This is a genomic window from Mesorhizobium sp. M1348 (genome assembly GCF_040317925.1).
Lineage (GTDB): Bacteria > Pseudomonadota > Alphaproteobacteria > Rhizobiales > Rhizobiaceae > Mesorhizobium.
On the sequence record NZ_JAMYLH010000030.1, the window covers coordinates 37,495 to 52,420 of the forward strand.

At 58.0% G+C, this 14,926-nt stretch carries 13 protein-coding genes and 4 pseudogenes; 12 read left to right on the top strand and 5 right to left on the bottom strand.

The genetic code is table 11. From position 1 onward, the window contains the following. Window positions 1–365 precede the first annotated feature (365 nt). Window positions 366–564, bottom strand: a pseudogene (locus tag NKH13_RS29875) (Tn3 family transposase); the annotation flags it as partial. Here NKH13_RS29875 and NKH13_RS29880 point away from each other — a divergent pair. The 5 genes and pseudogenes from NKH13_RS29880 to NKH13_RS29905 form a co-directional block, all read left to right on the top strand. After that, window positions 563–904 (top strand): annotated as a pseudogene (locus tag NKH13_RS29880) (IS91 family transposase); the annotation flags it as partial. The pseudogenes NKH13_RS29875 and NKH13_RS29880 overlap by 2 nt on opposite strands. A gap of 1,148 nt (window positions 905–2,052) precedes the next feature. Next, window positions 2,053–2,236: pseudogene (locus tag NKH13_RS29885) on the top strand (ABC transporter permease); the annotation flags it as partial. Window positions 2,237–2,796: 560 nt separating this feature from the next. Further along, on the top strand, window positions 2,797–2,994 hold the full coding sequence (locus NKH13_RS29895; RefSeq protein ID WP_023722661.1) for a hypothetical protein: 198 nt from the start codon (window positions 2,797–2,799) through the stop codon (window positions 2,992–2,994). Further along, window positions 2,984–3,748, top strand: coding sequence for a recombinase family protein (locus NKH13_RS29900; RefSeq protein ID WP_352916358.1), 765 nt, complete (start codon window positions 2,984–2,986; stop codon window positions 3,746–3,748). Before NKH13_RS29895 ends, NKH13_RS29900 begins: the two co-directional genes overlap by 11 nt. Beyond that, on the top strand, window positions 3,705–5,054 hold the full coding sequence (locus NKH13_RS29905) for a recombinase family protein (protein ID WP_352916360.1): 1,350 nt from the start codon (window positions 3,705–3,707) through the stop codon (window positions 5,052–5,054). The genes NKH13_RS29900 and NKH13_RS29905 overlap by 44 nt, the downstream gene beginning before the upstream one ends. Window positions 5,055–5,079: 25 nt before the next feature. Here NKH13_RS29905 and NKH13_RS29910 read toward each other — a convergent pair whose 3' ends face one another. The 4 genes from NKH13_RS29910 to NKH13_RS29925 all read right to left on the bottom strand — a co-directional run bounded on the left by NKH13_RS29910 (window position 5,080) and on the right by NKH13_RS29925 (window position 8,447). Further along, window positions 5,080–5,856, bottom strand: a complete 777-nt coding sequence (locus tag NKH13_RS29910; RefSeq protein WP_352916407.1) for an IS3 family transposase — start codon at window positions 5,854–5,856, stop codon at window positions 5,080–5,082. Beyond that, complete coding sequence (locus NKH13_RS29915) at window positions 5,826–6,092, bottom strand: transposase (RefSeq protein ID WP_352916362.1); 267 nt, start codon at window positions 6,090–6,092, stop codon at window positions 5,826–5,828. The genes NKH13_RS29910 and NKH13_RS29915 overlap by 31 nt, the downstream gene beginning before the upstream one ends. 194 nt (window positions 6,093–6,286) lie before the next feature. Beyond that, window positions 6,287–7,015 carry a PDR/VanB family oxidoreductase gene (locus tag NKH13_RS29920; protein WP_352916364.1) on the bottom strand — a complete coding sequence of 243 codons (729 nt, stop codon included), beginning with the start codon at window positions 7,013–7,015 and terminating at the stop codon, window positions 6,287–6,289. 208 nt (window positions 7,016–7,223) lie between these two features. Further along, window positions 7,224–8,447, bottom strand: coding sequence for an aromatic ring-hydroxylating oxygenase subunit alpha (locus NKH13_RS29925; protein ID WP_352916366.1), 1,224 nt, complete (start codon window positions 8,445–8,447; stop codon window positions 7,224–7,226). 360 nt (window positions 8,448–8,807) lie between these two features. Between NKH13_RS29925 and NKH13_RS29930 the strand changes: the two are divergent. The 7 genes and pseudogenes from NKH13_RS29930 to NKH13_RS29960 all read left to right on the top strand — a co-directional run. Continuing rightward, a pseudogene (locus NKH13_RS29930) lies at window positions 8,808–9,401 on the top strand (transposase); the annotation flags it as partial. Window positions 9,402–9,994: 593 nt separating this feature from the next. Further along, entirely contained in the window at window positions 9,995–10,492 is a 498-nt protein-coding gene (locus NKH13_RS29935) for a recombinase family protein (RefSeq protein WP_352916368.1), read from the top strand. Continuing rightward, a complete protein-coding gene (locus NKH13_RS29940) occupies window positions 10,444–10,806 on the top strand; it encodes a recombinase family protein (protein WP_352916370.1) in 363 nt (120 codons plus the stop codon). The genes NKH13_RS29935 and NKH13_RS29940 overlap by 49 nt, the downstream gene beginning before the upstream one ends. A gap of 343 nt (window positions 10,807–11,149) precedes the next feature. Beyond that, window positions 11,150–12,061, top strand: coding sequence for an ABC transporter permease (locus tag NKH13_RS29945; RefSeq protein ID WP_352916372.1), 912 nt, complete (start codon window positions 11,150–11,152; stop codon window positions 12,059–12,061). A 91-nt stretch (window positions 12,062–12,152) separates the two neighbouring features. Further along, window positions 12,153–13,103, top strand: coding sequence for an ABC transporter substrate-binding protein (locus NKH13_RS29950; RefSeq protein ID WP_352916374.1), 951 nt, complete (start codon window positions 12,153–12,155; stop codon window positions 13,101–13,103). Window positions 13,104–13,192: 89 nt separating this feature from the next. Continuing rightward, window positions 13,193–13,987, top strand: a complete 795-nt coding sequence (locus NKH13_RS29955) for an ABC transporter permease (protein ID WP_352916376.1) — start codon at window positions 13,193–13,195, stop codon at window positions 13,985–13,987. Beyond that, on the top strand, window positions 13,984–14,826 hold the full coding sequence (locus NKH13_RS29960; RefSeq protein ID WP_352916378.1) for an ABC transporter ATP-binding protein: 843 nt from the start codon (window positions 13,984–13,986) through the stop codon (window positions 14,824–14,826). The genes NKH13_RS29955 and NKH13_RS29960 overlap by 4 nt, the downstream gene beginning before the upstream one ends. Window positions 14,827–14,926: the final 100 nt, after the last annotated feature.

The following is a 14,926-nucleotide window of genomic DNA, read 5'->3' on the forward strand; positions in this document are numbered from 1 at the left end:
TTCGAGATCGGTTTTTATAGGCACTGTGTGCCAACGCCGCTCGGCAACTTTGCTTTTTTGCGTGCAGGCTAAGGTCCGGTTTGGAGGGGAAGCCCGATAAGCTCCTGCCGTAAGCAACCGATCGATGCACCCGTTAGAAATTTTCTTCGAAAGCTTTTTCCTTTCTCACTTCGACGACTGCGAAGAGAGGAAACGTCATTCTTGGCAGAACGTTATTCCATTAACTCTGGACCGTCAACTGTCTCGAGTGGCTTCCTCGCGTCTACGCTTCCTCGGAAAAATCAGTGTTCCATAGGTAAACATTCGCTTCATAGTCAGAACAAGAGCTGCTCAAAATCGTACGTTAAGGCCGAACGGAATGAACATCATGCCGCGCGTCGAATAGGTTCTGGCAAGCGAAGCGATCTGAAGCCTCCGGGCATCTGGTGCTCAGAATCTCAGTGTAGATGCCTGTGAGGTTGATGTGTTCCCAACTGAGCGGCGAGACATGATTGAGCAGGTCATCCGGATACTCCGACGCCCCGGCCGCAGGTGGCTGGCAGCGCGGTCAAGGTAGACCGTATGGCTCGCAGACCGTCAGGCCGATCTGCTGCCGGTGCCTTACTTCCACGTCGTGTTCACGGTGCCGGCCGAAGTCGCCGAGATCGCCTTTCACAATAAGGCAGTCGTCTATGCCATCCTGTTCGAGGCCGTCGCCGCAACGCTCAAGACCATCGCCGCCGATCCGCGGCACCTCGGAGGGGAGATCGGGTTCCTGGCCATTCTTCACACATGGGGCCAGGCGCTCACCCATCATCCGCACATCCATCGCCTCGTCCCCGGCGGCACTCTCTCTCCCGATGGGCGCTGGCTCAGCTGCCGGCGCTTCTTCCTGCCCATCCATGTCCTCTCCCCCCTATTCCGGATCTGGAGTGGGCTCCTCGGGCCGGACAGGATGGTTTTTCGGTAATTGACCGGGCAGCCGGGCTTTCAGAGGATGAAGGCCCATGGCAAAGCACCGAACCCACAGCGTCGGGTTCAAGCGGCAGGTTTCGCAGGAGTATTCGGCGGCGAGACCCTGCATGCCCTCTCGAAGCGCCACCACATCTCACGCAATCTGATCCGGATATGGGTCGAGAAGTTTCAGGCGGGCGCTCTCGATGAGGATGCTGCAGCGGCCGATCTTCTCCATGCTTATAGAGGCGCGCATTGCCGCGCTCGAACGGCTAGTCGGCAAGCAGGCTCTGGAACTGGAGTTTCTAAGGGGCTCTGCATGCACGACCGCGGCAGAGAAACGGGCCTACATCCGCGACCATCGGTCCCATGGTCTCTCCGTCGCCGAAGGATGCAGGCGCCGAGGTAAGACGATTCTGGAACGACGTGAGTATCTAGAACATCGCTCCATGTCAAATCGGATTTCGGAAAATGACACGTCTAATGGCGGCGCTGCCGCGTAGAGTTCCTCATCCTTCGGGCAATCCAGGTGGAAGCTCGCCGCCTCCGCCGAATGAAAGCGGGGGCGTCACTTTCAGGTTCTTCACCAAAATATCGACGAGAACGACACGACAATCGCTATCTTGAATACGGTCCCGGAAATCCCGCGGTTCGCCGCCCTTGGTGTCAGGGGTACCAACCTCTATGGACTGTGTTCATTGCCCTCTCTCCCAGTCACTGCCTTATCGGCAGTCCTCTCCACGAGAAAAACTAGGCGTCAAATTAGCGACACAACAATTGGCCCAGGCCGACAGAATTGGATAAAAACCTGACGGGTCAAAAGGCAAAATGCAGTTCATTCAAGTCTTCGAACAATTAGAAATGTGACCGATCTGGTCGCCAAGCCCGCCCGAGGAGCTCGGGTCCGCCGCGTTCTATACCCCTTGCTGTGAAGGGCCGAGCGGCACCTCCTACGACACCGTCGCGCTGCTTCCGATCCACGACGCCAATGGCCGCCTTCTCGCCGAACTTGGGAATGGTATTACTCGCCCGAGCGGCCTCTTCGCGGGTTGCTTGCGCTTGATCCATTCCGCCGCCACGTAGACATCCTGAACACGCTCGCGATTGCGGGCTGCCCCGGTGCCGCAGGCGATCCTGCCTGGGCTGATTGCCGTTCGCTGCCGAAACGGTGTCGTTGACAGGACCATTTCCGGCTTTGCACTGGCCACGCTCAACTGGTTCCCGAAGCTATGACGGCATGCCCTTTCTCGACCGCATGAAAGCGATTGCCCTGCCGGCCACAGCGCTGACACTTGCCGTGCTCGGTGACATTGACCTGCCACTGAACGTTCATCCAGCGGCGATTAGAGCCTCGGTTTCTCTTACGCCGTGGGGCGCGGGTTGAGCAACCGGAGAAGACGCGGAGCCTTCGATCAGCGCAGCGTCGGAGCCGGTTGCGGTGATGACCTCGGCATAGGCCGCCGGGGTCTGGTAGCCGAGCGAGGAATGCGGCCTGGCAGTGTTGAACAACACGACGAGAGAACGCCCACGGGACCGAGGAACGCAAGTTTCTTTATCCATGGCATCCCTGGGCCGGGCGTTGTGTTCACGTTCATGAGGTGATCGAGAAGGCTGACCGGGAGGTTTTCCGCTGCAGTCTCTCTGGCCACGCCTCCGATCGGTGGCTGGAGGTTCCGGCCTGGATGTTTGATCGCGCGGTCTGCACCGCGTGGCGCATTGCCGCTGCCCCACATGTCGATCCCAGAACGCTTGGCGTCTTGGTGACACTGCTGCAGGACGCGACGGCCAATTCCCACACCCCATCGCAATTGGAGGATTCGGGCGCAGCATCGGATCCTCACGACGCGAATCGGGGAGAGGTCCATGCCGCGCCAGCCCACGACATATCAGTTCGATCTGTTCTCCAACCCGCACGATGCGGAGACCGCGCAGATGCCACCATGGCAGGCGCTGCCGGAAGAGACGCGCCTGACGCTGACAAAGCTGATGGTGCGCCTGATCCTCGACCACGTCGACGGCGAGCGCGCCGTTCCACGGGAGGAGGCACGCCATGATGCATGAGAAGATCCGGCCCCACCATCTGGAGCGAAAGGCGATCCTTTATGTGCGGCAGTCCTCGGCCCATCAGGTTCTGCACAATCGTGAGAGCAGCGCCCTGCAGTATGCGATGCGCGATCGCCTGGTCGCGCTCGGCTGGTCTTGCATCGAGACGGTCGATGACGATCTCGGCCGCTCTGCTGCTGGCGGTGTCGCGCGAGCGGGCTTCGATCGGATGGTCGCAGCAGTCTGTCTCGGCAAGGTTGGGGCGGTTGCGGCGCGGGAGCTATCGCGCTTCGCCCGCAACAGCCGCGACTGGCAGCAGCTCATCGAGATGTGCCGCGTCGTCGATACCGTGCTGATCGACCAGGAGACGGTCTACGCACCGCGCCAGGGCAATGACCGGCTGCTGCTGGGATTGAAGGGCAGTCTCAACGAGTATGAGCTCGATCTTCTGCGTCAGCGCTCCTTGTCGGCCCGCTATGAGAAGGCCCGGCGCGGTGAACTCGTCGTCGCTTCCCCGGTCGGCTTCGTAAAGGTCGGCGACCGGCTGGAGAAGGATCCCGACCGTCGCATGCAGGAGGCCATCACCCTTGTGTTTGACAAGGTGGCGGAACTCGGCAGTGCCCGCCAGGCCCTGCTCTGGTTCCTCGAACATGGGCTGGATTTGCCTGCCAAGCGCAACAATGGCGATGTGGTCTGGCGCAGGCCCAAGCTATGCGACCATCCACCGAATGATCGAGAACCCGATCTACGGCGGCGCCTACGCCTATGGTAAGACTCGTGCTGCGTCGGGATATGATGCAACAGCCATTCGTTCGCGCAGCCGCCGTAAGGCGCGTGATGAATGGCTGGCGCTGATCCCGGGTGCACACGAAGGCTACGTCAGCTGGGAAAGGGCGGAAGCGATCCGCAAGATGGTGAGCGACAACGTGCCCACGAGCCGGCATCACGGGGCGCCCAAGCATGGCGACGCTCTGCTCGCCGGCCTTGTCCGCTGCCGGCGCTGCGGCCGCAAGCTGACGGTCCGCTACACGGGAACCAAGCACAACATTCCGCGCTATTCCTGCTGGCGTGGTCTGCTTGACAATGGCGAGCCGCGTTGCATCGCCTTCGGTGGACTACGCGTCGACGACGCCATCGAGGAAGCTCTTCTGCGGGTTGTCGAGCCGGCAGCGATAGCCGCGGCCGTCGAGGCCGAAGCGCAAGCGGCCAGTCGCCGCGATCAGGTCCGCGATGCTCTGATGCGCGATCGCGAGGCGGCACGCTACAACGCCGATCGGGCGTTCCGGCAATACGACGCCATCGATCCGCAGAACCGGCTGGTCGCGGCGGAACTGGAGTTGCGATGGAACCGGGCGCTTACGCGTGTCGGCGAGATCGAGAGCAGGATTGCCGCGCATGATGCCTCGACATCGGAGCCATCACTTCTGTCGCCAATACACGTCACCGCGCTCGCCGCCGATCTCAAGGCTGTGTGGGCGGCGCCGACGACGGATGCAAGGCTCAAGAAGCGCATCGTTCGCACCGTCATCCGGGAGGTGGTCGCCGATATCGATGACGAAGCGTCAGAGATCGTTCTTCTGACCCATTGGGTTGGCGGCGTCCATACTGAACTGCGCCTGCCGAAGCGGCGCCGTGGACAGCGCAACAGCACGTCCGGCGATATCATCGCGGCCGTCCGCCAACTGGTGCTCATCGCCAATGATGATCTGATTGCTGGCATCCTCAACCGCAATGGACTGGTGACCGGCCACGGCAATCGATGGACACGCGAACGGGTCACCGCGCACAGGTCGCATCATAAGATCCCTGTCTTCCGGCCAGCGGCGGACGGCAAAGAGCCATGGCTTAACCTGAACAAGGCGGCGCGCCCTTCTCGGCGTTGCACCGAAGACCCTCAGGCTCGCCGCCGAGGCGGGCGAGATCGAAGGCATCCTCTGCCGGATGGTCCATGGGTCTTCAGCCGATCAACGCTTGGCGAACCGGCGGCACAGCGCATCGTTCATCGCGCGCGGCAAAACCCAAAATACCCCACGGGATCGCGTCCAGATCAGCAAAACCTATTCACTTCAACGACATAGACAGATGGGTGTTATGAAACAGGATTTAAGTCCCCATCCATTCAGCAATGGCACTTCGGGCGTGATCCAGGCCGAAGAACAGGCTCTCGTTCAGGAGCTCGTCGCGCATGCGACCGTTGAAGGATTCGACATAACCGTTCTGCATCGGCTTGCCCGGCGCGATGTAGTGCCATTCGATCCCGTGATCCTTCGACCATGCAAGGATGGCGTTTGAGGTGAACTCGGTGCCGTGGTCGGAGACGATCATGCCTGGTTTGCCGCGGTGGGCGATCAGTTCCGTCAGCTCGCGAGCAACCCGACGGCCGGAGATCGAGGTGTCCGGAATCGCGGCCAGACATTCGCGTGTCACGTCATCGACGATGTTGAGCACACGGAAGCGCCGGCCGCAGGCGAACTGGTCATGGACGAAATCCAGCGACCAGCGCGCATTCGGCTTTGCCTCGACCAGGATCGGCGCCCGCGTGCCGACCGCTCGCCGTCTTGCCCGGCGCTTGCGCACCGTCAGACCTTCCTCGCGATAGAGACGGTAGATACGGTTGACCCCAGATGCTTCGCCCTCGCGCCTGAGCAGAATGAACAGCCGCCGGTAGCCGAAGCGTCGACGCTCGTTGGCGAGGTCACGCAGCCGACCACGCAGCTCCGTCTCTGGCGGTCGGCGAGACTGGTAGCGGATCATCTTGCGATCGGCGCCAACGAAGGAACAGGCCCGACGCTCCGATAGGCCCATGACGGCCTGCAGATGCGCGACGGCTTCGCGCTTGGCGGCGGGCCCTACCATTTTTTTGACAGAAGCTCGCGCAATGCCGAGGCTTCGAGCATCTGATCGGCGAGCAGCTTCTTCAGCTTGGCGTTCTCGTCTTCCAGAGCCTTCAGCCGCTTGGCGTCAGAGACGTCCATCCCGCCATACTTGGCCTTCCAGTTATACAGCGTCGCCTCGGCGATCCCATGCTTGCGCGCCAGGTCGCCCGCCTTTGCACCCGCCTCATGCTCGCGCAGAACCGCGATGATCTGCTCTTCCGTAAACCGCTTTCTCTTCATCAGTCCGTCCTTCAATCAAGGTCCGGACTCTAATCTCAGATGCAGGAAATTACCCGTGGCAGGTCAGGCGGAGCGCCCTCGACGTCACGATTGAATTGGAATTCTAGTTTCAGACCCTAAATATCGGGTGGTCTAAAGTTTTACGCCTTTACCCAAGCAGGACGGTAAGGTGCATAGCTGAGAACATCGCGACGCTACAGATCGAGCTTCAGGCGTTTTGTGGCCGCGCGCGAGCAACAGACCATGAGAACGTTGTGTGCTGTCTTCTCCTCCTCGGTCAGAACGGAATCACGGTGCTCGGCGCGACCGCCAAGTAGGCCCGTCGCACAGGTGCCGCAGATGCCTTCTTCGCAGGAACTGGTGTGCGATATGCCGTTCTCCCGGAGAACCTGCAGGATGGACTTGTCAGCAGGTGCGATGAGAACTTGACCTGTGGAGGCGATCTCGATTTCGAACGAGGAATTTAGTGCCGGATCTGTTGCTGATTTCGGATCCACCTTGAACCGTTCGAAATGAACTGTACCGGCGCACCACGTCTGCGTGGCAACTCTCACGGCTTCTATGAGACTCGCGGGCCCGCAGCAATAGACGTGCTGTCCTTCCATTTGCCGCCGCAGAAGCGAGGCGACATCTAACCTGCCTTGCGGATCGCCAAAATTAAAGTGCATCGTCGTGTGCCGGTCGAAAGGTGGGGCTGCAAGCACATGTCGGAATGCGGTTCTCATTGGATTGCTCGCGCAATAGTACAACTTGTAGCTTCCGCCGGTTGCCTCAAGGTGCCGGGCCATGGAGAGAAGGGGCGTGATGCCGATCCCGCCAGCGATCAGAGTATGGTGCTTCGCCTTATGCAACAGTGGGAAGTTGTTCTGGGGTTCCGAGATCGGAACCCTGCTGCCCTCGGCCAATTTCTCGTGAACAAACATAGAGCCTCCGCGCCCGGCCGACTCGCGAAGAACGGTGATTAGATAGCGGTGTCGCTCCTGAGGATCGTTGCACAGCGAGTAGGACCGAACCCACTTATCCGCCAAGTGCAAATCAATGTGTGCGCCCGCACTGAATGGGGGAAGGGGCGCACCTTGTGAATCGATCAGTTCGTATGAACGTATGTCAAGAGCCTCATCCTTAATGCGGCTAACCGTGACTGTCCGCACCTGAATTATCCATTGTCAGCCGACCCAGATACCATGAAATGAAAGCGGACGTCCTGCTCTCGCGAACCGAGTACGGTCCTGGCGTGTAGCGACGCGAATTCACTCCAAGCTGATTGTCGGTGATAAGCTGTGTGTCCTGGAGCGTGGTCACATGCCACATCCATTTCAATCGGTCCACGTCGTAATCGACACCCTCCTTCGCGTCCTTGTCTACCAGCCAAGTGAGCCGCACTTCCGTGTGGGTCGGATCCACCGGCGTAAACCGAAACAGCGTCACATGATCACTGGTGCAACTTATCGCGGACTGCGTTCCGAGCCACACATGCGTCTCGGCCCCGTCGAACTCCTTGAAGGTCCCCATGAGCGGGGCGACCGGTTGGCCGTCTTGGGATAAAGTCTGCCAGCCTTCCTGGATTGGTTGTCGCCGAGCTAGACAAGGCTGTGGCCCGTCCTCGAGCCCGGCAGCTCCAGAGACGTGCCCCAGTTCCCTCTCTGTTTCCTCCCAGGCGGGGAGCACCGTACGTTCAAATGACCCTGGCGCGGCGTCATTGATCTTCACGAAGGAGTTGACGGCCGTGTACTCCGGATGGGACATCGCGCAATGGTAGCACTCACGAAAATTCTCCACCGCTAGCTTCCAGTTTCCGGGCGTAGCGTAGATCTCAGTGTGCGCGATCTTCGCACGTGTTAGACCGTGCGGTTTCAAAATGGGAAGCATCTCAGCTTCGATCGCACTAAAATCCGGCGCATCCTCCTCTGCGCCAATGAAGATGAAGATCAATCCCTCGCACACCCGCACATGACAAGAATGCAGGGCCCATTGTGAGCGATCAAAGCCCTCGCCCATGTTCTTAGCATGGATTAGGCGACCATCCAAACCATACACCCAACCGTGGTAGGGGCAAGTGAAGGTCCGAACCATGCCCTCGGAAGCGAGGCAGACGCGACTGCCTCGGTGGCGGCAGACATTGTAGTGGGCATGGATATGTCCATTCGCCCCACGAACAACCACGATAGACTCGCCAGCTATCTCGTAGGTAACATAATCCCCTAGCACAGGAATGGATGAAACGTGGTCAACGAGGAGCCATTGCTTGGCAAATATCGCCTCCAAGTCGCGTTCGAATATGTTCCGATCAACATAGAACGCGCGCTCGAGCGAGTGGCCTTCCCGTTGCCGTGCCGCCAGCCCCTCAACGCTCATGCATGTATCCTCCATCCCAATTACCTCCTCTTGATGGAACGTCATTCCAACTGCTACGATTGCCCTATATGAGCGCGAATTCGATGTCAAGCGCATCCGCCCTAACGCGCCCTAACGGGCCTTCGCGCTTTGGAAAGTATAGGCAGGCGAAGCAACGGCATCGCAAAAACTCCATGCATCGTCGTGGTCTGCGCGCGGCACAACTTTCTGTGTCTTCTTGGCACCGATCATTTCATCCCTCTAGATGCCGTAATGGGCCGGCCTTCACGAGCATAGCCAGGTTGGGTGGCTGTCCCTCAGAATGATGGTGTTGAAACGGAGTCCGAGCGGTCGGCTCCAAGCATCATGAGAGGAACAGCCATGGAACACTCTGCGGGAATCGATATCTCTCTGGAAGACAGCAGCGTGTGCATTGTGGACGCGACCGGAACGATTGTGCGGGAGGTCAAGATCGCCAGCGAGCCCGAGGCACTGGTCCGCTACATGCCGGGCTCGTGGCCGCCGGACGCGATGCGGTTTTGCTCGAGAGCGGCACGTGAAGGCGGCGCTCTCGGCTATGACGGTGAAGACCGACTGGAAAGATGCGCGCGGGATCGCCCAACTGCTGCGGATGGGATGGTACCGCCCGGTTCATGCCAAATCGGTGACTTGCAAGGATACCCGAGCCCTTCTTGTTGGACGCAAGCTTCTGCAAGGCAAGCTTCTCGACGTTGAACTGAGCATCCGCGGGATATTGCGCGGCTATGGGCTGAACGTCGGAGAGGTCAGTCGTGGAAAGTTTGGGGCGCGCATCCGGGAACTGACAGCAGGGCACGTCACTCTGGAAACGGTGATTGGTGCGATGCTGGCGGTGCGGACGGCGTTGTGGTGCGAGTTCACCAAGCTCCATCGCGATGCTGAAGATCGCGCGGGCTGATAAGGTCTGGGGGATTGATGAGCACACCTGGCGTCGGGGCAACAACTTCATAATGCCCGCTATCAGTCGGGTGAGGCGATTATCCGCTATCGATTTGATCCCCGTTACGGGGAAGCGGTTATTGTCGCCGGGCGCAATCGCGATGGTGACGAGGTCGCTCTGATCATCCGCCAGCCTGACGGCACCCTGGTGCAGTTGCCGATCTGGATGACGGAGGATCGTGCGGAGGCGATGATGGTGACCGAGAGTCCCGTCTGCCGCTGACGTATCTACGCGAACTTCGTCTTCAGCTCGATGGTTGTCTAACCTTGCTTCGCGACGATTCCCGTTGCGAAGGAGGAGACAAGCATGAAGCATCGTCAATCCTGTCACCGCCACCTCGATCTCTTCGTGCCCAAGACCCCACCGGCACCGATAGCGCCGGCCGAGCGGACGAAGCTATTGCCACTGTGAGCGCGCTGCTGTCGGAAGCACGCGGCGCAGCCGCAGCGACGGAGGCCGGCGATGAAGATCACGTCTGACCACCTGGCGCGCGGCGCCTACATCTACATCCGCCAATCGACCGTCGACCAGCTGCCAACAATCATGAGAGCCGGCGACGTCAATAGGCCCGGCTCTTGGCTGGGCGGATGTGACAGTCGTCGATGATGACCTTGGTCGCTCGGGTTCGGGTGTCAGTCGTCGGGGCTTCGAGAAGCTGCTGGCAGCGATCTGTGAAGGCTGCGTCGACGCCGTGTTTACAATCGAGGTGTCACGTATGGCGCGCAACAGGGCGGGACTGGCAACGTTGATCGAATTTTGCGGCCTGGTTGGCACGGTGATCGTCGATGAAGATGGCATCTATGAACCACGCCATCCGAACGATCGGTTATTGCTGGGCATGAAAGGGACGATGAGCGAGCTCGAACTGTCGCTCCTGCGCGCCCGTTCGATGGAAGCCTTGAAGCAGAAAGCACGACGGGGCGAGCTCTTCTTCACGGTCGCCGTTGGTTGTGTGAAAGTGGCCGTGACAACATCGAAAGGGTTCCCGATCTGCGCGTGCGCGAGGCGATTGGGTTGGTCTTCACTCGCTTTGCCGAAATGCAAAGCAACCGCCAGGTGTTCTTGTCGCTTCGCAGTGACCAGATAAAGCTGCCGTACATCAACCCCAGGATCTCCGGACAGCAGCAGGTGCTGTGGAAACCTCCGGTCTACACGACGGGGAGCAACCTTCTCACCAATCCTGTTTATGCTGGTGCGTATGCCTTTGGCCGAACCGGAAGTCGGACGATAATCGAAAATGGCCGCAAGCGAATCGGGCGCGGCCGTCGCAAAGCTCGCTCAGATTGGGCAGTCTTGCTCGTTGATCATCACGAAGGCATTTTATCCTGGGCAGACCTTGAAAGGAATCAACGGCTGATTACTGACAATGCCAACGGCAGGGGCATGATGGTGCGCGGGTAGGTGCGTAAGGGAGAGGCTTTGCTCGCCGGGCCATTGCGTTGCGGTCATTGCGGCCGCCGGCTTTTGGCTATAATGGCGCCAAGGGTGATGTCGGCCGCGTAAGTGCGACACGACCCGGAGCAATCCCGACGGTGGTTCCTGTATCTCGTTTGGCGCATTACGGGTCGACGAGGCGGCGGGAGCCGAGGTCCTGCGGCTGCTGCAGCCGCTCGGGTTGAAGCGGCCATCCAGGCGATCGCGCAGCGCGAGCATCAGTCTGGCGAAAACAGCGCCAGATCGAGTTGGCGCTCCTCGGCGCTCAAAGCGGCCGGCTGCTGCCGGACCAAGGCCTTGCGGATTCCGAGTGAAGCCGGCCGCCATTCCAATCAAATGCTGGCGGATGTTCATTTTCGAAACATTCGTTTTCGGCTTGACTCAGGGCGTCGGGGAGATATGGTGGAACGGCATTCCAGATGTTCATGTGTTCCAGATGGGAGTGACTGGATTGGCGAAGCCTCTCAGGTTGAAGATAAGTGTACCAGATTGGCTGGTCACATTGTTTTGGCTCTTGGTCCTGATTGCGGTTTGGTCGTCTGCAGTCCGGTTTCTGAAGATTCCTGACTACATTCTTCCAGGCCCGGAGCAAGTCCTCGGTTTGATTTTCTCCAAGCCGGTGTATTTCCTCACCATGACCGCTTCTACGCTTAAGGTCATAGCCGTGGGCTTTGCCAGTGGGGCCGCCGCTGCCATCCCGGTGGCCTTTGCGCTCGCAAAAATACAGTTGCTTGATCGGGCATTTTATCCCTTTGTCGTTTTCTTGCAGTCCATGCCGCAGATCGCGATAGTGCCCGTGTTAGTTATCTGGTTTGGATACGGCCTAACTCCGACATCTATTTTGGTGGGCTTCAGTGTCTTCTTTCCTATCTTGGTGAACGCCATTTCGGGAATAAGAAGCGCCCCCGACCGTCTGTATTTCGTCACACGGACGATGGGGGCAAACGCGCTCCAAACTTTTCGATACGTCGATTGGCCGACAATGCTTCCCTATCTGATGAGCGGCTTTCGTATCTCATTGGCGCTTGCCACTACGACCGCAGTTGTCGGTGAGCTGGTTGCCGCGAATGAAGGGCTGGGATTTGCCGCTCTAGAAGGCGTTAGATATCGAGATCCTGTGCAAGTCATCGCAGTAGTTCTGATAACATCTGTTGTCGGCGTCTCGCTCAACGCCGTCAGTCAGTTCGTAGAAAAACAGGTAACGCGAAAATATCGCGATTAGGGTTAGCAATATCACCAGTGATAACTTAAGAAAGGGGAATACAATGCTTGGATACAGGAATTATTCTCGGCGCATCACTAGGTTAGGGTGCTTGGCTGCGGCTCTTGTGGCTCTTGCAATCTCGCCAGCAGCGGCCGCCGAAAAACTCAAGGTGACCCTCAACTGGACGCCAGACGATTCTAGTATTGGGATCGTCTACGCCGATGTTCTTGGCTATTATAAAGATGCCGGAATCGACCTCGAAATTGAATCCGGAAAGGGGTCGGGATCGACCTCCCAACTCGTCGCTGCCGGCAACACAGATGTCGGACTTGCCTCCGGTGCATCTGCGCTCTCGATCGCAGCAAAAGGAGCGCCAGTCAAAATCATTGCACCCGTTTATCAGAAGAATGGCTTCGGAATCGTGTCTCTCAAGGATACACCCATCTCGAAACCGAAAGATTTGGAGGGGAAAACCTTCGCTATCGGCCCTGCTTCCGCAAACGTCCCTCTCTTTGAAGCGATGGTGAAGGCGAATGGGGTCGATAAGTCGACGATCAACATGATCTTTGCTGATGACGCAAGCTTCATCGCCCTTCTGAATGAGAAGAAGGTCGACGCGGTCTCGGACGCACCGGGCGACCAAATGGTTCCGCTGGAGTTCATGGGTGTCGAGACAAAGATCATGTATTACGCCGACATAGGCGTCCCTACAGTTGGCATGAGTCTTATCGCTCGGGATGATAAGCTCAAGCAGAATCCTGATCTCTATAAGAAGTTTATCGACGCTACTCTCAAAGGATATGCCGCAGTTGCCAAAAATCCCGACGCCGCCGTCGATGCGCTCTTCGAAAAGTATCCTAATTCAGGAAAGAAAGACCGGGTATCTGTCTCGTTGAAAAAATACACCTTGTCACTACTCTGCCTCCAGGGTTCGACAGGTTTGGGTAGGGCTCCTGCCGAGCTCTGGAAGAGTACTGGCCAAGCTCTCAATCTGGGCCACGGCATTGGGGCCATGCATACCGAAGACTACCTTCCTCCTGAAAATATCCCCTGTCCGTAACGAGACAGGCGCAACGGTGGCGCGGGATACAGCGGCGCCACCGTTAATCTAGGCTTACAACGACGTAAATTTACAGTAAGAGTACATCAATGGCTAACGCAATCGCTGACACAAATACGAATCCTTATACGGCGAAAGGGATTGAGCGGATTCTTCCCCCAGCGTTGGTATTGGTCTTGTTTGTCACCGCCTGGCAGTTCGGCAGTTACTGGTTTGACGTGCCAAAGTACCTTGTCCCTGCGCCATCTGACTTCATGGGCAGATTCGTTACTGATCGAAATGATCTCGCCTATAATTTTGCAGCCACGGGCTGGGTTGTTGTATGCGGCTTTTGTATCGCAACGCTTATTGCCATGCCGCTCGGACTGGCGATCTCTTCATTCCCCTCGCTGAGGCGAAGCCTGTTCCCGGTTATCGTGTTCTTCGAAATCATACCTAAAACGATCACCGCCCCCCTTCTGATAGTGTGGTTTGGCTTCGGGTTCACGCCCCGCATTGCGTTGACCGCTGTCATGACGTTTTTTCCGATTCTGGTGAACAGTATCGCGGGCTTCTCAGCTATGAACCCACGTTTGAATCTGATTACCAACTCGATGGGCGCGAGCTCATGGCAGACTTTTCGTTACATTCGACTTCCGGCTGCAATGCCGTTTATCTTTTCAGGCATGAAGATCGGCATGGTCTATGCGGTTTCGGGTTGCATAACTGCGGAACTCGTTGGCGCAAACCAAGGCCTCGAAGTTCTCATATTGTCGGCGGCGGGCTACATGGACGTCGCGCTCGTATTCGCCGGAATCATGGCGACAGCTGGTCTCGCAATGTTGCTGACTGGAATCTTGCTCGGATTTGAAAAGTGGATGATGCCTTGGAGGAATGACCAATGACCGGAGTGGTTAGCTTTCCGCAGCAGGTAACTACAAGCGAAACAAAGGTCAGGGGTTTCGCGATGGCGCGAGAGAGACGCAAATCAATACACGCATCTGATATCACCAAAACGTACGGAGAGTTCCGGGCGCTGGGGCCGGTTAGCGTCGAAATCGGCGAGGGAGAGTTTGTAAGCATCCTCGGTCCCTCCGGTTGTGGCAAGAGCACGCTTATGCTGATCATTGCGGGCCTGCTTCAGCCAACGGCAGGGTCAGTTGAGATCAATGGGAAAGTCCTTAACAAGCCTATGACTGATGTTGGAATTGTCTTCCAGGATCACTTGCTGCTGGAATTCCGGACTGCGATGGAGAACGTGCTTCTTCAACAAGAAATTCGACGACTTGACCGCGCCTCAACTCAAAAGCGTGCAACTGAGCTCTTCGCGAAACTTGGGTTGACCGGAGCTGAGGCCCGCTATCCGCGGCAGTTGTCGGGTGGAATGCAGCAGCGGGTCGCCATCGCTCGCGCGTTAGTGCATGATCCCGCAGTTTTGCTGATGGATGAACCGTTCGGTGCACTTGACGCCATTTCGCGCACGCAGATCCGCCACGACCTTGAGACGCTGTGGTTAGAGACGCGTAAAAGCGTTTTGTTCATCACCCATTCGATTGAGGAAGCCATCGGCTTATCGGACCGGATTTTGGTGATGTCGAACTCCCCAGGGAGAGTCGTTGAAGAAATTCGGATCGATCTGCCGAGGCCTCGACCGGCTTACCTTGGCCAATATCCCGAGTTCGCCAAGTATGCCGACGAAATTTATAAAACGTTCGAAGCGCTGGGCGTTTATCGCTTCAAATGAGGCAGAAGCGACCTGCGACGGAGCGCCAAATTGCTTCTCGACCAGGTTTCGATGCAATTGTCGCGCAACCGCAATTAGTTGGCTAAGTCGCCAGAACCGC